Genomic DNA, 22,361 nt, shown 5'->3' with positions numbered 1-22,361 from the left:
GTTATTTTTAAATAGATGAGAGAGAATGAACATAAAGGAGGGGGATACAAGTGGGGATTAGTAGTCGTTTTACAGTAGCTGTTCATATGTTAACATTGCTAGAAGTCGATAAAAAATCTCGATGTACATCTGAATGGATTGCTGGCAGTGTCAATACAAACCCAGTCGTTATTCGCCGAATTACAGGAATGTTAAAAAAAGCGGGATTAGTTGATGTACAAGCTGGAAAAGGTGGTACTTCCTTAGCTCGTGATTTAAATGAAGTTACGTTACTTGATGTATATAAAGCGGTTGAAGTTGTAGAAGAAGGGCATTTATTTTCTTTTCACGATAATCCAAATGTGGAATGCCCAGTTGGAGCTAATATTCAAACTGTGTTAGAAATTATATTGTTGCAAGCGCAAGACGCGATGGAAAATGTCCTTGCAAATGTAAAGGTAAAACAGCTCGTTACAAATTTAGAAGAGAAGATACAACAATAAAAGAACCTAGCCTTGTATTGATGGAAGGCTAGGTTCTTTTTCATTATGCGTTACGTACTGTAAAACGTTGACGAGAAAATTGTGGGTTTTCTACTTCGTCTAATAAAGCAACAGAGTAGTTTGGAATTGTAATTCGGCTCTCACCGTTTTCGTCTGTTAATAGTTGATCTGTTCCTGTGACATATTTGCCTGTACGCTCACCAGGTTCAATCATCGCAGCAGGACTTAAATTCGTCCAGTTGAAATCGGATTGTTTATATACTTCTAGAGCATCGCGGTGTGCTAATGCGATTGGTTTCCACTCTGCTGGGAAGTCTGGTGTATCAACAACTTGTAAACCAGGCGCTACTTCTAAGCTGCCTGCGCCTCCAACAGCTACAAGACGAGAAACACCAGCTTGTTTTGCTGCTTCTAATAAAGAGTGCGTTGCTTCTACAAGTTTCTCATCTTCACCATGTTTAGGGCCAAATGCGCTAATTAAAATATCGTGATTTACTGCTTCTTTTGCAATACTGTCTGCATTGAAAATATCACCTGTTACAACATGTAAATTTTCATGTGCTGTTTCTACGCGAGATGCATCGCGAACAATCGCTGTTACCTCGTGTCCACGTGTTAAAGCTTCTTCAATAATTTGCTTTCCGATGTTACCAGTTGCGCCTACTACTGCAAGTTTCATAATCATTCTCCTTTTCCACTTTGTTTTATATAAAAATGCATTTATTTTTAATTTAGTTGTAATTAATTTGGTTACAACTTTATGTAACTATTATAGTTACAACTATTATTCTTTGTCAACATAAAAACAAGTTGCTTTTATATTGAGTAAAAAGCAACTTGCGGAAAAGATAATTATGCTGTTTTCTTTCGTTTTATAAGAATAGGAATGAAATAGCAGTTCTACATTTAACAATGAAAGATTCACCTTAAAATACATAAAAGATACCGGTCACTTTATTCATGAGATTGTGGCATAAGCAACATAAGAATGAAATAAGCTAAAAAGCCTGTTCCGAAAAATAAGATTGCGATCAGCCACAGAATACGGATCATATTTGTGTCCACACCGAAATATTCTCCTAAGCCACCACAAACACCGATAAACACTTTATCTGTTGAAGATTTGCATAGTTTTTTATCCATAATGAAATCCTCTCCTTTTCATTATTCATCATTTTTTTATGTAGAAGTGAATGTTTTATGTTTTTATCCTATATGGAAAAAGTAGGGGCTATCGAATTATATTATGGTTTTTAGGGGAAGATTACAGTTTTATCCCGCTACTTGTAGGCAGTAAGACCACTACCTCAAGATTCAGAGAGGGGTAAGGAAGATAGGTGATGGAGAACTGATGGAAGATTCGCTTTATATGGTTACTGTTTTTTCTTATTTTGTATGTTTGCATGGGAAAATAATAAACCAAAAGCAATGATCTATTTTTAATCATTGCTTTTGGTTTTCTATAAGGATAAAGCATCTTTATTTTTTAAATCGATACGGGACAGTTGAAACAATAACATTCTTTTTGTACAAAAGATATATCCTTAGTAAAACACTCGATTGGTTATGCAAAAAGTTATGCCAATTTTTTTTCGTAATAAATTGTGGGATGAGAACGGTAACTGCATAATGTTCCTCGTTTGCTTTATCTTGAATTGTAGTTACTAATTTTTTTATGGGTCTCATTAAGCTTCGGTAAGAAGAAACCACTGTAACAAGACGAATATTGGGTTGCCACGCCTTCCATTTCTCCTGCATTTTAATCTCGCTTTCTTTGTCGAAGGCCACGTAAACAGCGATGACAGTATCTCCAATAGATTCAGCGTAATTGAGCGATTGTTCCACTACCTTTGTAATTCCAGCAATAGGTACGATGACGACGTTGCCCTCGATTTTTTGAGGTGATTCATTAGGGTTTATACGTAGTTGTTCACCTACCGCGTCATAATGTTTATAAATACGATGGAAGGTAAATACAATAATGGGTAAAAATATGAAAATGGCCCAAACTTGCATAAATTTTGTAACAAAGAAAATGAGCAGTACGGTTAAGGAAATGAGTGCTCCTAATAAGTTAGTGAGTAATTTTGGTAACCACCCTTCTGGTTTTTCCCGAATCCATTTTATAATCATACCTGTTTGTGACAAGGTGAAAGGGAGAAATACACCCACTGCATACAATGGAATTAAATGTTCGGTTTTCCCATGAAACGTAATAATTAAAATAACGGAAGCAAAACTGAGTGTGATAATACCGTTTGAATACCCTAAGCGATCACCACGCATCAAATACATGCGAGGCATATATTTATCTGATGCTAAGTTGTAAGCTAACAATGGAAATGCTGAGAATCCGGTATTGGCAGCTAACACTAAAATAAGAGCAGTTGCTCCTTGAATAAAGTAGTAAACAAAGTTTCTTCCAAATACATTGGAAGCGATTTGAGAAACAACAGTTTCAGTATGTTTAGGAGCAATGCCGTACCAATATGCTAAAAAGGTAATGCCAGTGAATAAAACGGCAAGAATCGCTCCCATCATGACTAATGTATTGGCAGCATTTTTAGCAGCGGGTTCTTTAAAGTTTGGAATGGCGTTGGAAATTGCTTCAACACCCGTTAATGCAGAACACCCGGATGAGAATGCCTTTAATAAGAAGAATAATGTAATTCCAGGTACTGCCGTACCAATAGGTGTGTGCAAAGTGGCCGGTGCTTGTCCAGATGTAATTTTAAACATCCCAACAATAATTAAAATAACGAGCGCTAGCACAAAGAGATAGACAGGATAAGCTAATACAGAGGCAGATTCCGTTACCCCTCTAAGATTGAGAATTGTAATAAGAATAACGAGTATAACAGCGATAGGAATGGTGTACCGATGTAAAGTCGGAAACGCAGATGTAATGGCATCTGTTCCTGCTGATACACTTACTGCTACGGTAAGGATATAATCTACCAACAATGACCCACCGGCGATGAGGCCTGCATTTACGCCTAGATTTCTTTTAGAAACTACATAAGCTCCGCCCCCGTGTGGGTAAGAATAGATAATCTGTCGGTATGATAAAATAAGTGCTGCCAATAGAACTAAAACACCGACAGCGATAGGAATGGAGTACCAAAATGCAACTGCTCCAATTGTTACAAGAACAATTAATATTTGTTCTGTTCCATATGCAACTGAGGAAAGCGCATCAGAAGACAGGATAGCCAGCGCTTTTAATTTATTTAACTTCTGCTCTCCTAATGCTGTTGATTTTAACGGTCTCCCAATTAAAAATCTTTTGACTGTAGAAAACATATTTACACCACCAATATGCAAAATTTCCATGAATAGATACTATGTAGTATGAGCGTCTTGTAGCCAAATATTTAGTAAGGAAAGAGGTAATAAATGGGGAGTTTTTATTTAATGGGACATTGTATAAAACAGAGAAGAATAAAAATGAAATACAAACAACTTTTTTATAATTAAAATATGGAATTTCTCTTTGTTTTTATTCACCACCACTTACCTCTATTCATACAATATCATGACTAAATAAACACCCAACTTACACATATACAGCTCTGGCTTAAGCAAGGAGGGTTATACCAATTGAAGGAAAAAGAATATCAATCCAAACCGTTGCTCACAAAAAGAGAAAGAGAAGTGTTTGAGTTACTTGTTCAAGATAAAACAACAAAAGAAATTGCAAGTGAACTTTTTATTAGTGAAAAAACCGTACGTAACCATATATCAAATGCAATGCAAAAGCTAGGGGTTAAGGGACGTTCACAAGCGGTTGTTGAGCTCCTTCGTATGGGAGAGCTTGAATTATAAGGGATGAAGCCGGCTTTTATATAAGGAAAAGCCGGTTATTTTTGTATCTTGCAAATTACTAGAAAAAGGAGGAGAATAAAAAGGTCTAACATGTACATAAAGTGAAGCTTCTATCAGTGGGGGATCTTTATTTCCAAACTGATGGAAAGCTCTTACCAATCGGGCTCTTATGGGCAGTTATCTTCTTCCTCCCTTCTTTGATTTCTCGGAATCTTGAATTGGAAGTTTTACTGCCTGTTAGAATGGGATGAAGTGAACCTTCTATTAGTCTATGTATGTTGTACTGATGATGAGTGCACGATTTGGGAATGTACGCTTAGATGATGAAAGAGAAAACGGGGCGATTGTTTTGAATAGAGCGATTGGTGTAATTGATTCAGGTGTTGGTGGATTAACAGTAGCGAAAGAGTTAATTCGGCAATTACCGAAAGAGCGAATTATATATTTAGGAGATACAGCACGTTGCCCGTACGGTCCGCGATCGCGTGAAGAAGTGAGACAATTCACATGGGAAATGACAGAGTATTTATTGGCGCAGGATATTAAAATGCTTGTCATTGCTTGTAATACTGCGACAGCAGTTGTACTTGAAGAAATGCAAAAAAAATTGTCTATCCCAGTGGTAGGGGTAATCCACCCCGGTGCGCGCACTGCACTTAAAATGACAAATACGTACCATGTTGGTGTAATAGGTACGATTGGAACAGTGAAAAGTGGTGCGTATGAAGAGGCACTAAAATCAATTAACAACCGCGTATTAGTAGAGAGTTTAGCTTGCCCACCGTTCGTTGAGCTTGTAGAAAGCGGGAATTTTGAGAGTGAAATGACGTATGAAGTGGTAAGAGAAACGCTACAACCATTGAAGCAAACTGAAATCGATACGCTGATTTTAGGATGTACGCATTATCCAATTTTAGGGCCAGTTATTAAACGGGTCATGGGTGATTTTGTGCAATTGATTAGTTCAGGTGATGAAACAGCTCGTGAAGTGAGCACCATTTTATATCATAGTAAGATGCTGCATGACAGAGAAGAGCAAAGTGATCATCTTTTTTTAACAACAGGAGAAATTGATGTGTTTAAAGAAATTGCTTCCAAATGGTTTGGGCAACCAATTGAGAATGTGAAGCATATCATTTTATAAAGAGGCTGTTTTCATAGCTATCAAATTAAGAGAATAATATAAAAAGACAAAAAGACCATCCTTATTCAGTGTGTATCTGAAAATGAAAGGATGGTCTTTGGTTTTACTGAATTGTACCCCGAATAGTAGCCACTTTGAGGGAAAGTTCATTATTTGGGTTGTAGTGTAGTTCAAGGGTGAATGAAAGTTACTGCTCGTAAGAGTCTGATTAGTTGAACTTTATAAGTTGTGAAAGAACAGCTGTTAGTTTTTGTTTGATTTGTTTTGCAAATGCTGGATCTTTACCTGAAGTAGATATACTTACAATATACTCGTTATTTCGAATAATTGCGGGTGTGTGAAAAGATGATTGCGTACCATCACTTACGATATTAACCCACTGAAAATCATGTGCTGCTTGTTTGACCATCATATTTACATCGTGATGATTTGTTGCAGCATAAATGAGATGAGCATCTTTTATATCTTCCTCTGTAAATGCTTTTTGTTTCCATGTAATATAGGAGAGCTTCTCCATTTCCTCACAAATGTCTGGACTCACAACAGTGACAATGGCTCCTGTATCCTTTAATCCAACCGCTTTTCGGTATGCGATTTTGCCACCGCCGATGATGACAACGATTTTACCTTGTAGATTAAATATAAGAGGATATAGGTTGCACATGTATATATTCCTCCATTCGTTCTAATAATGCGGACTTCATATAGGGATCAAATTGAAGGCAGTTGCATGTTGTAACGTTCGTATATGTGTGTGCATGGCGCTCAATTTTCCGAAGTAGTAATCCAGTAAAGAGAAGGTATGGCATGACATATACATGTTGAGCTGATGATGCTATGCCATTGAGTTCTTCGGTAAAAGAAGGTGCTCCTTTTGTTAAAAAAGAGCAGGAAACGGGCATGCCGATTTTTCGCTCAACTGCTGCTCCGATTTGCTGCAATTCATGTATAGGCTGAGGATCACTACTACCTCGGCCGACGAGTAGAATTTCGCTACCTTGTGTGTGCATGGCTTCCTGTATTCTTTTGATTACAAGTTCAATCATGAACGGGTGTGTACTAAAAGGTGGGACAACTGAAAATGTAATATGCGGATAGCGCTTTTGTATTTGCTCAATTTCAAAAGGAATGTCACGTTTATAATGAGCAGCTGCAAATAATAAAACAGGGACAAGTAAAACTTCAGTTGCCCCGTCTAGAACCGCTTCTGTAATCGCATCCTGGACAGTTGGTGTTGTGAGTTCAAGAAAGCCAATTTTTTGGATATTTTCACTCCGCTCCTTTATAACGGACTGGACAAAGTGAATGAATTGTTCATTTCCTTCTTGTAATCGGCTACCGTGCCCGATATAAACAATCCCTTTCATTGTGCCGCCACTTCTTTCTCATTAAAAATAGCTTGTAATTCATAATCAATGTTCTGTAATCCGACTTTATTTGCATACTGCAAAGTGAGTTCATCTGTATACGAGAATGGTAAATTGAAAATATGCGTGAAACCAAGGCGTTTAGCTTCTGCTATAAATGTATCAATTGCGGCGCGTCCTTCAAATACAATGCTATCCCATGTAAATTCAGAGAGCATACGTGTATGAATTTCATCAAAACGATGATCTATTTTATATTCATGTGTCATTATATAAGAACCGGGGCCAGTTTTTTCTTGAATAACGGCAATTCGATTGATGTTTCGCCCTAAATACACAGTTGATTCTGTAGAAAATTTTGCTGGTTCACCGAAGAGTCCATATTGCATAAGTGCCTCTTGAGTGCCGCTATTCATATACTGCAGTTCCCCCTGCAAGGAACGAACATCTTTACGATGTTGTGCACATGATTGCAACAAAATTGCTACGCTTTCGGCTGAACAAAAAACAAGACGTTTAGCGTCAAATATTTCACGGAGTTGTTCCTGTGTTAATGTGTATTCTTGTTTTTTGAAAGTTGGAATCTGATATGTCTCTGCTCCGGCTTCTTGTAACTTTTGCTCTGCTTTACTTATTTTATTTGATGAAGAGGCGAGCAAAACTTTTTTTCCGTGTAGTGGCTTATGTTCTTTCCAAGCAATTTGTTTTCGCAAGGATACGACATCTCCAACAATTGTCATGGAAGGATTTGAAATGTGTTCTTTTTTGACTCTGTCAACAATTGTGGATAGAGTACCTGTAACGACTCGCTGTCTTCCTGTTGTACCCCATTCAATGACTGCTACTGGTGTATTTTTTTTCTTTCCTGTTTGTAATAAGTTTTCACAAATGATTGGTAAATTTTTAATGCCCATGTAAAAGGCAACAGTATCACTATTTAAGAGTGAGTTGTAGTTTACATGATCCTGAATCGGTCCCTTTGTATGACCAGTTAGTAATGTCACACTATTACTGTAATCGCGATGGGTGAGAGGGATGCCGGCATACGCGCTAGCGGCGATGCTAGATGTAATACCTGGTACAATCTCATATGGAATGTTTTCTGCTGCTAAAGCGGCTGCTTCTTCACCAACTCTGCCAAAGATAGAGGGATCTCCGCCTTTTAAGCGAACAACGGTCTTACCTTCTTTGGCAGATTGAAGTAAATGAGCGTTAATCATTTCTTGGCGCATAATATGATTTGTTGGCATTTTTCCGCAATAGACAAGCTCACATGTTGACTTCGTATAGCGCAGTAAATTTTGATTCAATAAGCGGTCATATAAAACAATATCTGCTTTTTGTAAACACTCCATCGCTTTTTTTGTAATAAGCCCTTCATCACCAGGTCCTGCACCGACTAAATATACGTATCCGTTCATCTCTACACCTCATCTGTTTTTACTGGAAAGGAAGCCGAGAAGAGGCTTCCTTATATAAGCTACATGTATATATAAATATCGCCATCAATAACTTGTACTTCATACGTTTGAATGCAACCATCATCAGGTTTTTGTACTTCACCTGTTAGTAATGAAATTTTCCAATCGTGCAGTGGACAAAAGACAAATTCACCAGAAACAATTCCTTCCGCTAAAGGTCCATTTTTATGAGGGCACCGATTTTCTACAGCACGAATGTCGCCGTTTGCAAGGCGGAATAAAGCAATAGACATATCCTTTATTCGCACTTCCTTACCAATTTGTACGGGAAGATCTACAGCATGCATGATTTTTATTTTTTCTTTCGTTTGTAACATACGAATCGCTCCTTACTTTACAATCTCTACTTCATACATCGTTTTTAATGATTGCGTTTCTAGTGCTTGTCCCCAAGCCTCTTCATATGTGCTACGTGCTTTTTGGAAACGTTCATATAGCATAGCGACCATATTTTCATCTTGCAGTACTTCTTTTATGTGGTGTAAGCCCATTCGCTCTACCCAAGGAGCTGTACGTTCGCCGTAAATACCAGTTTCACGATAGTATTGTACGTAAGCTGTGGCAATGCGAAGTACATCTTCCTCCGAAGGGACAATCATTACAAAATCAGCTTCACGCACTTCTGTACCGCCATTACCACCGATATAAAGTTGGAAGCCATTTTCAACACAAACGACACCGAAGTCTTTCGTTAATGCTTCCGCACAGTTACGCGGGCAACCTGTTACACCCATTTTCATTTTATGTGGTGTATCTACCATTTCTAATGACTGTTCAAGTAACATGCCAAGTCCTAATGAATCTTTTGTACCGAAGCGGCAGAAACGAGATCCAACGCAGGATTTTACATTGCGAAGGGACTTCGAGTAGGCATAGCCAGAGTTCATACCAAGGTCGGCCCACACTTTTGGTAAATCTTCTTTTTTAACCCCATATAAACCGATGCGGCTTGCGCCTGTTATTTTCACGAGTGGAACGTCGTACTTCTTCGCAACTTCTGCAATTTTCATTAAATCATCTGCTGTTGTAACGCCGCCGTACATACGTGGAATAACAGAAAATGTTCCGTCATGTTGAATATTTCCATTCATTCTTTCGTTAACGAAGCGGGATGCTTTATCATCGGCATACTCTTCTGGGCAGGCCATACGTAAATAATAATTTAATGCAGGCCGGCATTTTGAACAGCCTTCTTCGTGCGCGAAGTCAAGGACGTTTCGCACTTCTTTCGGTGATTTTAAACCTTTCTCATGAATTGCTGCTACAACTTCATCGCGAGATAATGTTGTGCACCCACACATACCTGCAGCCTGAGTAGAAGCATCAAAATTATCTCCAAGTGTATGAGATAGAATTTGTTCAACAACTGGGCGACATTTACCGCAGGATCCTGCAGCTTTTGTGCATCCTTTTACTTCTTCAAATGTCGTTAGGTCTTGTTCTAAAATAGCGTGAACAATGGCTCCTTTTGTGACACCGTTGCATCCGCAAACAGTTTCATCAGCACTCATACTTGCAATATCAAGCCCGCTATCTTCACCAGCTTTGTGAAGAAGAGAAGCTGATGTATATTCTTGTATATCTTCTTCTTTTTTTAACATGCTGAAGAGGCGTGTGCCGTCAGCTGTATCACCATATAAAACAACACCAACAACTTTATTGTCTCGGATTAGTACTTTTTTATAGGAACGTGTACATTCGTCAAATATGGAGATTGCTTTTGTTACCTCATCTTCATAAATTTGACCAGCGGAGAATAAATCGCATCCCGCAACTTTCAGTTGTGTACCGACGATGCTGCCTGTATATCCATCTGTTTGTGTATTTGTAATCTGTTTTGCTAATACAGCACTTTGCTCATAGAGCGGTGCAACAAGACCGTAGGCAATCCCTTTATGCTCTGCACATTCACCAACCGCATAGATGAATTGGTCATTTGTTTGCATATAGTCATTGACTATAATGCCGCGGTTCACAAGTAAACCAACGTCTTTTGCTAACTGTGTATTTGGGCGTATTCCAACAGCCATGACGATTAAATCACAATTTACAATATCGCCATCTGCAAATTGAATGCCCTCAACGTGGTCTGTACCAAGAATTTTTACCGTTTTCTTTTCCATAAGGAACTTCATACCTTGTGATTCTAAGTCTTCACGCAGTAATGAAGCTGCCTTAGCATCAAGTTGTTGCTCCATTAAGTGTGGCATTAAATGAACAACATGCACGTCCATTCCTAAATCAATAAGCCCTCGTGCGGCTTCTAAACCAAGTAATCCGCCGCCAATGACAACTGCTTTTTTATATTGCTTAGCCGTATCCATCATAAATTGTGTATCTTCGATTGTGCGAAATCCTGTTACACCAGGGAGATTTGAACCTTCCACAGGTAAGATAAAAGCACTGGAGCCTGTTGCGATAATGAGCTTGTCGTACATAACAAGACGATTCTTTTCTGTAACAATGACTTGTTCTTCCCGATCAATATGAAGTACTTTTTCATTTGTATACAACGTAATATCATTTTCTTCGTACCAACTGTATTCGTTCATAATGATATCTTGCATATTTGTTTTTCCTTGTAGGACGTGGGAGAGCATAATACGATTGTAGTTCGGGTGCGGTTCATCTCCAAAAATGGTAATGTCGTATAACGTATTGTTTTGTTTTAAAATTTCTTCGATGCAGCGTATTCCAGCCATACCATTCCCAATCATGACTAAACGTGTTTTCATATTCATGTCCCTTCTTATATGTGAAATATTTAACAAACTTTGATACTTGTATTATAAAAGTTTTAGAAAATAAGGAGATGTGATATTTATCACAGTTTTGGAGGATTCATAAATTGTTCAAATTTGCACATAATTTGCTGTAATCTCCTTTTACATTTGATAATTTTATCTTACTAGTTGTAGGTAGTAAGACCACACTTCAAGATTCAGAGAAACTAAAAAAGATGGATGGGGGATGAAGCCTCAACTAATGAAAATTTCACTTTATCCCGCATTAACGGGCAGTGAGACCCCCACCTCAAGATTCAGAGAGAAGCAAAGAAGATAGGTGGGGGAACTGCCCGTAAAAGCCCGATTGGTACAACTAACCATCAGTGAGGGATAAAGCCCCACTGATGGAAGTTTCACTTTATCGCGAAAGAATAATACGGAGACGTTAGTAAAGAGACTGAAAATATTCCAATAGAGGTAAGGAGTAAGTTTTTGACCATGATATAAAACTTTGCGCAGGTATTTTTTAGAAGAGATAAGTTGTCATCGCTTGTTCTAAAGTGAAAGTTGAGCTCGTATACATGTAGTACAAACTTAGATTTTTAGGAGGAAAGCGTATGCCTAAATCGACTTTCAAATGGCTTGTTTGTGCTACATTAAGTACAGTTTTATTAGCAGGATGCGGATTGTTTGGTAAGGAAAAAGAAACAGAGCAAATTGATCCACCTAAGAAAGTTACCTATACAGACGGTGAGAAGAAAGAAACAGCGAAGCAAGGGGAAACGATAAAACAAGATTTATATCTCGTAGATAAAAATGGTTATGTTGTGCCGCAAACGGTGCAGTTACCTGCTCCGAAAAATAATGCGGTCATTAAGCAATCATTACAATATTTAGTGAAAGATGGACCAGTAACAAATTTATTGCCAAATGGATTTCAAGCTGTACTTCCCGCAGATACTGAAATGACAGTTGATGTGAAAAACGGGACAGCGGTTGTTGATTTTTCTAAAGAACTGAAAAATTATAAAAAAGAAGAAGAACGCCGTATTGTAGAAGCAGTTACTTGGACATTAACGCAGTTTAAAGAAGTGAAGAATGTGAAGTTTCGTATGAATGGGCAAGATTTAGCGAAGATGCCTGTTGCTGGTACGCCGATTGGTAATGGATTAAGCCGGGCAAATGGCATTAACTTTGATGATGAGCAAGTGGCTGATATTACAAACACAAAACCAGTTACGTTGTATTTCTTGGCGCAAAATAATAAACAAAATTATTATGTACCAGTAACGCGCCGCGTTGCAGAAGGAAAAGAAAATGAAGTCGCGACAATTGTAAATGAACTTGTAAAAGGACCAGCGCATCAATCGGCGTTAACATACGACTTTAATCCAGATGTGAAGCTAATCAATGAGCCGAAACTTGAAAAAGGAACGGTGACGCTAAACTTTAATGAAAATATTTATGGGAATAAAGGTAAAAGTATGATTTCTGACTATGTACTCCAGTCTCTTGTATTAACTTTAACGGAAAAACAAGGAGTAGAAAATGTGTTAATTCAAGTGAATGGAAAAGCGAATCTTGTTACAGAGAAAGGTGATAAATTAATAAAACCAGTCGCTCGTCCGCAAAACGTGAACACAGGTAGTTTTTAAACAGAAATAATTTGATATACTTAATTTATGAAAAGAAGGGGAACTCCCCTTCTTTTATTGTCATACATAACATAATTTTTAAATTGGCTATACTAACATGTAGCAGTTATAAGGGGGTTATTTTTATGCGAGTAGATGGTAGACAAGCATCAGATTTGCGCCGTGTACATATTCATACGAATTATTTAAAACATCCAGAAGGATCAGTATTGATTGAAGTTGGTGATACGAAAGTTATTTGTACAGCAACGATTGAAGAAAGGGTTCCGCCGTTTATGAGGGGCGAAGGAAAGGGATGGGTTACAGCTGAGTATTCCATGCTTCCTCGTGCAACAGAACAGCGTACCATTCGTGAATCGAGTAAAGGAAAAGTAACAGGGCGCACAATGGAAATTCAACGTTTAATAGGACGAGCATTACGTGCTGTGGTTGATTTAGAAGCGCTCGGTGAAAAGACGGTTTGGATTGACTGTGATGTCATTCAAGCTGATGGTGGAACGAGAACTGCTTCTATTACCGGTGCGTATGTTGCGATGGTATTAGCGTTTGAGAAGCTTGTAACAGCAGGAAAAGTATCAAAAATTCCAGTGAAGGATTACTTGGCAGCAACGTCTGTTGGAATCGTTGATGAACATGGTGTTGTGTTAGATTTAAATTATGCAGAAGATTCTAAGGCAAATGTCGATATGAATGTCATTATGACAGGCAAAGGGCATTTTGTTGAAGTGCAAGGTACAGGAGAAGAAGCGACATTTAGCCGCGGTGAATTGAATGAATTGCTTGATGCAGCAGAATATGGAATTTTACAGCTTATTGAAATGCAAAAAGAAGCGTTAGGCGATATTGTAACTCATATGGAATAGAGGTAAAAATATGAAACAAGTTGTAGTAGCGACAAAGAATGCTGGGAAAGTACGTGAATTTGCGGAGCTATTTGAAAAGTTTGATTTAGAAGTAAAATCACTTTATGATTTTCCTCATATTGAAGAAGTAGAAGAAACTGGTGAAACGTTTGAAGAGAATGCCATTTTAAAAGCGGAACATCTGTGTAAACAGCTAGATGAAATTGTCATTGCAGATGATTCAGGTTTAATTGTAGATGCCTTGCAGGGGAAACCAGGGGTTCGTTCGGCTCGTTATGCAGGAGAGGAAAAGGATGATCAAGCTAACATTCAAAAGGTTCTAGAAGAATTAAAGGATATTTCAATGGAGAAACGGACAGCGCGTTTTTATTGCGCATTAGCCGTTGCGTTTCCACAAGAAGATAAAAAACCATTGATTGTAAACGGAACGTGTGAAGGGAAGATTTTAGAACAACAGCGCGGGGAAAATGGCTTTGGTTATGATCCAATCTTTTATGTAGAAGAATACAAAAGCGCAATGGCAGAATTGTCATCCGATGAGAAAAATAAAATTAGTCATCGCGGGCGTGCTCTTCGTAAATTAGAAGAAAAAATTCCAGTATGGTTTTTAGGAGAAGAATAATAAGGGAGCGAAACCGATGAAGGCGTTAATTGTGAGCGATAGTCACGGTTCTGTGAAAGAGCTAAAGCAATTAAAAGAGCGGTATGAGGGAAACGTAGATGTGATGATTCATTGCGGTGATTCTGAATTAACATCTCATCATTCTGAACTAGAAGGGTTTCATGTGGTGAAAGGAAATTGTGATTTTGTTGGTGATTTTCCAAATGACATCATCACAGATGTGCAAAGCACACGTTTTCTTGTAACGCATGGCCATTTATACAATATTAAAATGACGCTGCAAACACTTTTATATCGTGCGAAAGAAGCTGAGGCAAATATTGTTTGCTTCGGTCATTCGCATATATTGGGAGTAGAAATCATAGATGATATATTGTTTATCAATCCAGGAAGTATTCTCTTGCCGCGCTCGCGAAGAGAAAAAACATTTGCTTTACTCGAAATACAAGAAAGCGAAATAGATATTCGTTTTCTTACATTAGATGGTGCAACTGTAGCGGAAAAAACGTTTAAAATAGGGTGAAAAACTTTTCTTCACCCTATTTTAAAAAAATGTTGACTTTGATTATTGATAATAATATAATAAAAACTGTCGATGAGACATTAGCAAAAATTTCATATCATGCGGGTGTAGTTTAGTGGTAAAACAAGAGCCTTCCAAGCTCTGGTCGAGAGTTCGATTCTCTTCACCCGCTCCATGTCCCAGTAGCTCAGCAGGATAGAGCAACGGCCTTCTAAGCCGTCGGTCGGGAGTTCGAATCTCTCCTGGGACGCTAAAAAAACCTTGTTATCTTTTGATGACAAGGTTTTTTGTTTGGTTTAAATAAGAAATAGTAATTGTGCTATTTAACACTAAAAAAAGCATCNNGATGCTTTTTTTAGTGTTAATAATTGTTATTTTATTTGTTTTTTAACTTTTGTCCTTTAGAAGAGAACTTGTTATGAAGAATGCTTTCCTTTTTCATGATGCTACAGTAATTTTTAATAAATTTCTCATTTAGATTTAATTTGATTTTCAGACGAATTTCATTAAAAGATATTAAAGTTGGGACTAGATCTTATAATAGCCATCAAATGAATAAACGAGAATCATGAAATGGTTTGAGACATTGATTATCGGCTTAAATACAATAAAAAGGAGATGAGTTCATTGGCAAAAAAATTTTCCGTTTCTGATGAAGTCGCTGCCGCCCCGTCACTAGGCCGGCAGATGTTGAGTAAGGTTCCAGAAGTCACGATCTTCTTCTGGATCATCAAAATTTTATGTACAACTGTCGGTGAAACATTTGCTGATTTCTTAAATTTCAACCTTGGATTTGGTTTAACTCTCACTACCATAATTATGGGAATAGCATTTTTCGTTGTATTGTACCTTCAATTCAGAGCAACTAAATATGTTCCAGGCATTTATTGGCTCACTGTTGTTCTTATAAGCGTATTTGGAACGTTGGTAACTGATAATTTGACAGACAATATGGGAGTACCTCTTGAGGTTAGTACGGTAGTTTTCTCCGTGCTGCTAGGTTTAACTTTTCTTTTTTGGTATCTCAGTGAAAAAACACTCTCGATACACTCGGTTTATACAAGAAAAAGAGAAGTTTTCTATTGGCTTACCATTCTTTTCACATTTGCACTTGGAACAGCAGTCGGAGACTTATATTCCGAACAACTCGGTCTTGGTTATCTTTACACAGGAATAATAGTCATTATTATAATTGGTTGTGTATTTTTAGCATGGAAATTTTTGAAACTTGATGGAGTATTAGCGTTTTGGATTGCGTATATTCTTACTCGTCCACTCGGAGCATCATTAGGGGATTACCTATCTCAACCAAAAAATAATGGCGGGTTAGGTTTGGGGACAACAGTTACTAGTGTAATTTTTCTTATAGCTATTTTAGCGATAATCATTTTTCTTGCTGTTACAAAAGTTGATACAAAGGCAAAAAGTGATACAGCAGAAACAAACCAAGCGAATGGAAACAAGAAAAATGTTTTGACACAAACCATTGTGGTACTGTGCATTTTCTTAGTTGTTGGCATAGGCGGTTATGTTTGGCGCAGTAATAATATAGCGCCGCAAGCCGGCTCTGCACAAACTACATTAGCTGGACAATTAACGGATTTTGTTAAAATTGAAAGTGATATGCTAAACCATGTAAACTCAAATGATTTTACTACGGCGAAAAAAGGGGCTGACGATTTGGAACATGAATGGGACGCAGCGGAGCCTAAACTTAGAAAAATAGATGGCACAACATGGACTAAAATTGATGGAACTATTGACAGTGTATTAGCAGCCGTTCGTTCATCAAACCCTGATGTCAACAAGTGCAAATCTGCACTTAACAATTCGCTTAGTGTCATAAACGGAGCGAATAAATAAAAATTTTAGGAATCGCAAATTTGAACTGCATCCCAATTGTTAGACACAACTAACAATTGGGGTGCAGTTTTTTATGTTTTCAATGAATTTTAAAGAAAAACTATAGTTATTAGAAAAAGAATTAAAAGCAAAATTAGTTTAGGTTAATTGTTAATAAACTTCTCAAATACAAAGCCAAAATCTTTTACATTATATTGTTTTTTTGTATCAACAAGCCAATTGAACGCAATTTGATTAATTTCTTTAAATTGTGCTGCTAGATCTACTTCGGCATTTCTTACGTTGCCTAATGTAGAAGATGCCATTTCTAGGCTCTTATGTGCGTATTGCGTTGCGATATCATTTTCGTAAGTGATTTCTGCGATCTTCAGAAGTGCCTTATATAAATCTTTTACTTCTTCAATATGTTTTTTATGTATGTCGATGGAGTAATGCTCTCCGCCCATATTAAATTTAATCTCAATATCTAAGTCTACTGTCCCTGCTGTTTCAAGTAGAACGTTAGAAATTTTATGAGTGTTGTAATTATAACGGCGAAGTGTACGTTTCTTACTTACCGCACTTGTTCCGTCAACATGAATAAGAGCTGTATTTGTAAAGCAATACTCATCTGTTTTTGATTTGATTAAAAAATAAATTTTTTCGTTTTCTTCATGCATGACATAATCATCAGCATCTACTTTATCGTAATCAGCAGGGGTAATAACGGACCCAATATCACTTAAACCAAGCATATCAGCTGCTACTTTTTTAAACATTGTATATCGCCCTTTCGTTTTGAAATTTCTGAATCATTTCGAGTTTATTATAACATGAGAGAAGTGTTTTTTTGAGGAATCTTACAATTCTGTAAGGTATATGTAAGAAAATTCGATGGTAACTATTTCTAAAAATTTTATAATAAAGGCAACATAGACGAAGTGAGGGGAAGAAATAGTGAAAGGTTTAGCTATAACAGCCTTATCAATTGCTTTTGGAGTTGTTGCCTATGATAAATTGATGAATATGATTAATGTGATAAAACAATTAATTGCATAAATAAAGATTTAAGGGGATAAGGGATGGAATGGTTACTTGGTATTATTGGAATTTGTAGTGTTGTTTTATTATTTATGTTTCCAATTGGATTATTAAGTTCAAGCATAAGTGTATTTTTTATGTGTTTAATCATCAGTACGATAATGATTATTATAGTATTAATGAAACGTAGTAAGTCTATTTTCTTTTTTAGCATTATCGTGATGACAATTATTGTTCTTCAAATGATAACCCTCTTTGTATATCCTACTATTATAAAAGCTTTCCATTAAAACTCTTCGCGCCGGTAGCTGAGAGTTTTTTATTTTCTCTCGTAGAATCCTCATGTGCTATAAAAGTTCTATTTTCGTATTTCTAGGCAATATATTCGATTTTTATATAGCAAAAATCGGTATTTTCTCAGTAAAAACGAACAGATTCCAAAGATTGTGTTCTGAACTATCATTTGTTATATTAACTTTGAAGTGTATTGAAAATCTAAAAAAAGAGGCGAGCGTATGGATAAAAAAGAAAGTACGGTCGTATTGTTTCCGCAGTTGTCAGCGCGATTTATCGACGAAGGATTTATTGCATTGCGTGAACGTCGGTTTGAAGAAGCGTTAACATGCTTCGAAATGTTGCGCCAGTACGGGGCACAGACAGAACAATCAGAATTGGCTTCAGTTATTTGTTTACTAGAATTAAAGGAAACGAAAGAAGCGAAAGAGCGATGCGAGGAATTGCTTGAAACAGGGGAACTCTTATTTCAAGATATTCTCGAGACATATGTTACAATTTTAGTGCAAATAAATGATTATGAGGGCATTATTGAAACGGTACAGTCCGTTTTACAAACGAAAGAAATAACAGAAGAGCAAAAAGAGAAATTAGCACAACTTGCATTGTTTGCAAAGAGCATGCTAGATGGTGAAGAAGTAGTAGAAATAGACAATGACGTATTTTTTGATGAACCTGCGTTTGCCGACGCTTTGCTTAAAGGTGATTATGGGAAGCAATTGCGGGCGATAAATGAGCTTGCGAATAGAAATATCGAAAGCGCGTTGCCGGCGCTGCGTACATTTTTACTAGATGAAACGAAACACCCGTATATTAAAACTTCTATCTTATACATATTAATGGAAAATCGAATACAAGAAAGCATAGATGTGGAGAAATTCGGTGAGACAATAACGGTCATACCGGCTAATTTATCTTATAATCCATATGATACAGAAGAAGTGTTACATATATTGTCTGATCGCTTAGAGCATGATAATCCAACGATGTATGAGGCGATTGTTGCATATTGGAAAGAAATGCAAACAAGCATCTTTCCGTTTCCTTTCTTAATAGAGAAAGACAAGTTATGGGCAGCTGTTTTAGAGAGAGTTGGAAGAAAACGATTTGGAATGCAGATTCATGAGGATGAGCTTCTTCGAGAGTATGATATTACACTTGAAGAATATCATGTTGCATATCAGTGGTTTTTACGTATTGAGAAAGAAGGATTTATGCCAGTATAATGAAAAAGAATGTTTCGGTTATTGAAACGAGAGTATTCTATGTTATAATGTAAGGGTTGCAAAGGGCTGAAATCTGCCTTTTTATAAGAGAATAGAAACAAATATTCTCTTACTTATATGTTTCATATTATTCTCGAACAAAATATACCGTATTTGTCTTTTTGGCAAATAGTAGATTGAGAATGATACGTCCGAAGTTTTCATAACGGATGGTAAAGCTGAATACATCAGCTTTACAGAGTGTTTGTTGTTTCTTTATCAGAAACGAAAAATGCCTCGATCTTTAAAGGTATGTGCATACATTATTATAGTTGGAGGGAAAGAATAAATGGCTGCAAAATGGGAAAAATTAGAAGGTAACGCTGGCGTTTTAACAATCGAAGTTGATGCTAAAGAAGTAAACAACTCTTTAGACGCTGCGTTCAAAAAAGTTGTAAAAACAATTAATGTACCGGGCTTCCGTAAAGGAAAAATGCCTCGTCCTCTATTCGAACAACGCTTCGGTGTAGAATCTTTATACCAAGATGCTTTAGATATCATCTTACCAAAAGCATACGGAGAAGCAATTGATGAAACTGGTATCTTCCCAGTTGCTCACCCTGAAATCGACATCGAGAAATTCGAAAAAGGCGAAAACTTAATTTTCACTGCAAAAGTTACTGTAAAACCTGAAGTGAAATTAGGCGAGTACAAAGGTTTAACAGTAGAAAAAGTTGATACTACTGTAACTGATGAAGATGTAGAGAATGAATTAAAATCTTTACAAGAGCGTCAAGCTGAGCTTGCAGTTAAAGAAGATGGCACTGTAGAAAACGGTGATACAGCTGTAATCGACTTCGAAGGTTTCGTTGATGGCGAAGCATTCGAAGGTGGAAAAGGCGAGAACTACTCTTTAGCAATCGGCTCTAATACATTCATCCCAGGATTTGAAGAGCAATTAGTTGGTCTAAAAGCTGGCGAACAAAAAGAAGTGGAAGTATCATTCCCAGAAGAATACCATGCAGCAGAACTAGCTGGTAAACCAGCAACATTTAAAGTAACAGTTCATGAAATTAAGGTGAAAGAACTTCCTGCTTTAGATGATGAGTTCGCGAAAGATGCAAACGAAGAAGTAGCAACTCTTGACGAGTTAAAAGCAAAACTTCGTGAAAACTTAGAAGAGAACAAAAAACAAGAAGCTGATAACAAACTTCGTGACGAAGTAGTAGAAAAAGCTGCTGCAAATGCAGAAATTGACATTCCAGAAGCAATGATCGAAACTGAGTTAGATCGCATGGTTCGCGAATTCGAGCAACGCTTAAGCTACCAAGGCATGAACTTAGAGCTTTACTACCAATTCACAGGTACTGATGAAGCAAAATTAAAAGAACAAATGCAAGAAGACGCAGCAAAACGCGTAACAACTAACCTTGTTCTTGAAGCAATCATCAAAGCTGAAAACATTGAAGTAACAGAAGAAGAAGTAAATGCAGAAGTTGAAAAAATGGCTGAAATGTACAACATGCCAGTAGACGCTGTGAAACAAGCTCTTGGTAACGTTGAGGGTGTAAAAGAAGACCTTCAAGTTCGTAAAGCAGTAGATTTCTTAGTAGATAACAGCAAGACTGCATAATAAAATAACAAGGCGCGACATTGCTCGTGCCTTGTTTTATAAATATAAATATATTTGTAAACCATTTTTATTATGAAGAAGGAAAAGATTCTTCGAAAGTCGAATATACATATTTCAAAAGTTTCAAAATTTTTTTAATTGTACATAACTAACCATATTATTTGTATTTCTCGCCACGTAGTGACATAATATGTATTTACATACGATACATTTATCGTGTACATACGAAGGCAAGGTATTAGCACTTTGTAAGGGGTGTGAAAATATGTTTAAATTTAATGATGAAAAAGGGCAATTAAAATGTTCTTTCTGTGGTAAAACACAGACGCAAGTTCGAAAGCTTGTTGCAGGTCCTGGTGTCTACATTTGTGATGAATGTATAGAACTTTGCACAGAAATCGTGCAAGAGGAGCTTGCAAAAGATGAAGAAGTAGAATTCAAAGATGTACCGAAACCAGTAGAGATTCGTGAAATTTTGGATGAATATGTAATCGGACAAGATCAAGCGAAGAAGGCTTTAGCGGTAGCGGTATATAACCATTACAAGCGCATTAATTCTAACAGCAAAATTGATGATGTAGAATTAGCGAAAAGTAATATTGCTTTAATTGGACCAACTGGTAGCGGTAAAACGTTACTGGCACAAACGTTAGCACGTATTTTAAATGTTCCATTTGCAATTGCTGACGCAACATCTTTAACAGAAGCGGGATACGTTGGGGAAGATGTAGAAAACATCCTACTAAAACTTATTCAAGCAGCTGATTATGATGTAGAGAAAGCGGAAAAAGGGATCATTTACATTGACGAGATTGATAAAGTGGCACGTAAGTCAGAAAATCCGTCAATTACACGTGACGTATCTGGTGAGGGTGTGCAACAGGCACTTCTTAAAATTTTAGAAGGTACTGTAGCAAGCGTTCCTCCGCAGGGTGGTCGTAAGCATCCACATCAAGAGTTTATTCAAATTGATACAACAAACATTTTATTCATTTGTGGCGGTGCCTTTGATGGCATTGAACCAATTATTAAACGCCGTCTTGGTGAAAAAGTGATTGGTTTCGGTTCTGAGAAGAAAAATGCTGATGTAACAGAAAAGCATGTTTTATCGCATGTATTGCCAGAAGATTTATTAAAATTTGGATTAATTCCAGAATTTATTGGTCGTCTTCCGGTTATTGCGAATTTAGAGCCGCTTGATGAAGGTGCTCTTGTTGATATCTTAACAAAACCGAAAAATGCACTTGTGAAACAGTTCCAAAAGTTATTGGAACTTGATGATGTTGAATTAGAGTTTGAAGAGGGTGCCCTTGTCGAAATTGCGAAAAAAGCAATTGAACGTAAAACGGGTGCGCGTGGACTTCGTTCAATCATTGAGGGTCTTATGCTTGATGTGATGTTCGAACTCCCATCTCGTAAGGATATTGAGAAATGTGTGATTTCAAAAGAAACAGTAGCAGAGAATGCTACGCCAAAATTAGTGCTTCAAGATGGTACTATACTTGAACAAGATACAAAAACATCTGCATAAAGTGAAACCTTAATCAGCGGGGATTTCATCCCTGCTGATTATGAGTAGAACGAATCGGATATATACCAGTAATTGATCCCCACCTAACTTTTTTGCTTTTTGCTGAATTTCGAGGTGGGGATATTAC

At 37.1% G+C, this 22,361-nt stretch carries 20 protein-coding genes, 2 tRNA genes and 1 pseudogene; 14 read left to right on the top strand and 9 right to left on the bottom strand.

Translation table 11 applies throughout. The features are described 5' to 3' along the window. Positions 1 to 50 precede the first annotated feature (50 nt). Complete coding sequence (locus tag CN326_RS00605) at positions 51 to 482, top strand: Rrf2 family transcriptional regulator (protein ID WP_098305153.1); 432 nt, start codon at positions 51 to 53, stop codon at positions 480 to 482. 43 nt (positions 483 to 525) lie between these two features. Here the strand turns inward: CN326_RS00605 and CN326_RS00600 are convergent, their stop codons facing one another. From CN326_RS00600 to CN326_RS00590, 3 genes are all read right to left on the bottom strand, one after another. Next, a complete protein-coding gene (locus CN326_RS00600; RefSeq protein WP_098305151.1) occupies positions 526 to 1,161 on the bottom strand; it encodes an NAD(P)-dependent oxidoreductase in 636 nt (211 codons plus the stop codon). Positions 1,162 to 1,436: 275 nt separating this feature from the next. Continuing rightward, entirely contained in the window at positions 1,437 to 1,625 is a 189-nt protein-coding gene (locus CN326_RS00595; RefSeq protein ID WP_098305149.1) for a PspC domain-containing protein, read from the bottom strand. A gap of 336 nt (positions 1,626 to 1,961) precedes the next feature. Next, a complete protein-coding gene (locus tag CN326_RS00590; RefSeq protein WP_098305147.1) occupies positions 1,962 to 3,785 on the bottom strand; it encodes an APC family permease in 1,824 nt (607 codons plus the stop codon). Between the two features lie 297 nt (positions 3,786 to 4,082). Here CN326_RS00590 and gerE point away from each other — a divergent pair, with 297 nt between their 5' ends. Beyond that, entirely contained in the window at positions 4,083 to 4,307 is a 225-nt protein-coding gene (gene gerE, locus CN326_RS00585; RefSeq protein WP_020060005.1) for a spore germination transcription factor GerE, read from the top strand. A gap of 289 nt (positions 4,308 to 4,596) precedes the next feature. Next, positions 4,597 to 5,451 carry a glutamate racemase gene (racE, locus tag CN326_RS00580; RefSeq protein ID WP_098305485.1) on the top strand — a complete coding sequence of 285 codons (855 nt, stop codon included), beginning with the start codon at positions 4,597 to 4,599 and terminating at the stop codon, positions 5,449 to 5,451. 208 nt (positions 5,452 to 5,659) lie between these two features. Here the strand turns inward: racE and CN326_RS00575 are convergent, their stop codons facing one another. Genes CN326_RS00575 through nirB form a run of 5 tightly spaced genes read right to left on the bottom strand, consistent with a single transcriptional unit; the run spans position 5,660 to position 11,034 of the window. Next, complete coding sequence (locus CN326_RS00575; RefSeq protein ID WP_098305145.1) at positions 5,660 to 6,115, bottom strand: precorrin-2 dehydrogenase; 456 nt, start codon at positions 6,113 to 6,115, stop codon at positions 5,660 to 5,662. Continuing rightward, the gene (locus CN326_RS00570; protein ID WP_098305143.1) at positions 6,087 to 6,818 is read right to left on the bottom strand and encodes a sirohydrochlorin chelatase; all 732 of its coding nucleotides are present in this window, start codon (positions 6,816 to 6,818) and stop codon (positions 6,087 to 6,089) included. Before CN326_RS00570 ends, CN326_RS00575 begins: the two co-directional genes overlap by 29 nt. Further along, a complete protein-coding gene (locus CN326_RS00565; RefSeq protein WP_098305141.1) occupies positions 6,815 to 8,239 on the bottom strand; it encodes a uroporphyrin-III C-methyltransferase in 1,425 nt (474 codons plus the stop codon). The genes CN326_RS00570 and CN326_RS00565 overlap by 4 nt, the downstream gene beginning before the upstream one ends. Positions 8,240 to 8,298: 59 nt before the next feature. Then, on the bottom strand, positions 8,299 to 8,616 hold the full coding sequence (gene nirD, locus CN326_RS00560; RefSeq protein ID WP_098305139.1) for a nitrite reductase small subunit NirD: 318 nt from the start codon (positions 8,614 to 8,616) through the stop codon (positions 8,299 to 8,301). Positions 8,617 to 8,628: 12 nt separating this feature from the next. Next, positions 8,629 to 11,034 carry a nitrite reductase large subunit NirB gene (gene nirB / locus CN326_RS00555; protein WP_098305137.1) on the bottom strand — a complete coding sequence of 802 codons (2,406 nt, stop codon included), beginning with the start codon at positions 11,032 to 11,034 and terminating at the stop codon, positions 8,629 to 8,631. Between the two features lie 608 nt (positions 11,035 to 11,642). On the opposite strand from nirB, the gene CN326_RS00550 reads away from it, so the two are divergent. From CN326_RS00550 to CN326_RS25345, 7 genes and pseudogenes are all read left to right on the top strand, one after another. Then, on the top strand, positions 11,643 to 12,680 hold the full coding sequence (locus CN326_RS00550; RefSeq protein WP_098305135.1) for a GerMN domain-containing protein: 1,038 nt from the start codon (positions 11,643 to 11,645) through the stop codon (positions 12,678 to 12,680). Between the two features lie 125 nt (positions 12,681 to 12,805). After that, positions 12,806 to 13,543, top strand: a complete 738-nt coding sequence (gene rph, locus CN326_RS00545) for a ribonuclease PH (protein ID WP_098305133.1) — start codon at positions 12,806 to 12,808, stop codon at positions 13,541 to 13,543. Positions 13,544 to 13,553: 10 nt separating this feature from the next. After that, positions 13,554 to 14,165, top strand: a complete 612-nt coding sequence (locus CN326_RS00540; RefSeq protein ID WP_098305131.1) for an XTP/dITP diphosphatase — start codon at positions 13,554 to 13,556, stop codon at positions 14,163 to 14,165. A 16-nt stretch (positions 14,166 to 14,181) separates the two neighbouring features. Next, the gene (locus CN326_RS00535; RefSeq protein ID WP_098305129.1) at positions 14,182 to 14,688 is read left to right on the top strand and encodes a metallophosphoesterase family protein; all 507 of its coding nucleotides are present in this window, start codon (positions 14,182 to 14,184) and stop codon (positions 14,686 to 14,688) included. Positions 14,689 to 14,789: 101 nt separating this feature from the next. After that, a tRNA-Gly gene (locus tag CN326_RS00530) sits at positions 14,790 to 14,863 on the top strand. A 1-nt stretch (position 14,864) separates the two neighbouring features. Then, a tRNA-Arg gene (locus CN326_RS00525) sits at positions 14,865 to 14,938 on the top strand. 368 nt (positions 14,939 to 15,306) lie between these two features. After that, positions 15,307 to 16,101, top strand: a pseudogene (locus tag CN326_RS25345) (COG4705 family protein); the annotation flags it as partial. 593 nt (positions 16,102 to 16,694) lie between these two features. Here the strand turns inward: CN326_RS25345 and CN326_RS00515 are convergent. After that, the gene (locus CN326_RS00515) at positions 16,695 to 17,309 is read right to left on the bottom strand and encodes a PH domain-containing protein (protein ID WP_098305127.1); all 615 of its coding nucleotides are present in this window, start codon (positions 17,307 to 17,309) and stop codon (positions 16,695 to 16,697) included. A 303-nt stretch (positions 17,310 to 17,612) separates the two neighbouring features. Between CN326_RS00515 and CN326_RS00510 the strand changes: the two genes are divergently transcribed. The 4 genes from CN326_RS00510 (at position 17,613) to clpX (ending at position 22,234) form a co-directional block, all read left to right on the top strand. Next, the gene (locus CN326_RS00510) at positions 17,613 to 17,861 is read left to right on the top strand and encodes a hypothetical protein (RefSeq protein WP_098305125.1); all 249 of its coding nucleotides are present in this window, start codon (positions 17,613 to 17,615) and stop codon (positions 17,859 to 17,861) included. 225 nt (positions 17,862 to 18,086) lie between these two features. Beyond that, a complete protein-coding gene (locus CN326_RS00505; protein WP_098305123.1) occupies positions 18,087 to 19,091 on the top strand; it encodes a hypothetical protein in 1,005 nt (334 codons plus the stop codon). 328 nt (positions 19,092 to 19,419) lie between these two features. Then, on the top strand, positions 19,420 to 20,703 hold the full coding sequence (gene tig, locus CN326_RS00500; protein ID WP_098305121.1) for a trigger factor: 1,284 nt from the start codon (positions 19,420 to 19,422) through the stop codon (positions 20,701 to 20,703). A 265-nt stretch (positions 20,704 to 20,968) separates the two neighbouring features. Further along, positions 20,969 to 22,234, top strand: a complete 1,266-nt coding sequence (gene clpX, locus CN326_RS00495) for an ATP-dependent protease ATP-binding subunit ClpX (RefSeq protein ID WP_098305119.1) — start codon at positions 20,969 to 20,971, stop codon at positions 22,232 to 22,234. Positions 22,235 to 22,361: the final 127 nt, after the last annotated feature.

It is taken from the genome of Bacillus sp. AFS018417 (assembly GCF_002560985.1).
GTDB lineage: Bacteria > Bacillota > Bacilli > Bacillales > Bacillaceae_G > Bacillus_A > Bacillus_A rhizoplanae.
The sequence above is the reverse complement of the archived record's forward strand: the minus strand, read 5'-3'. Positions and strand labels throughout refer to the sequence as shown.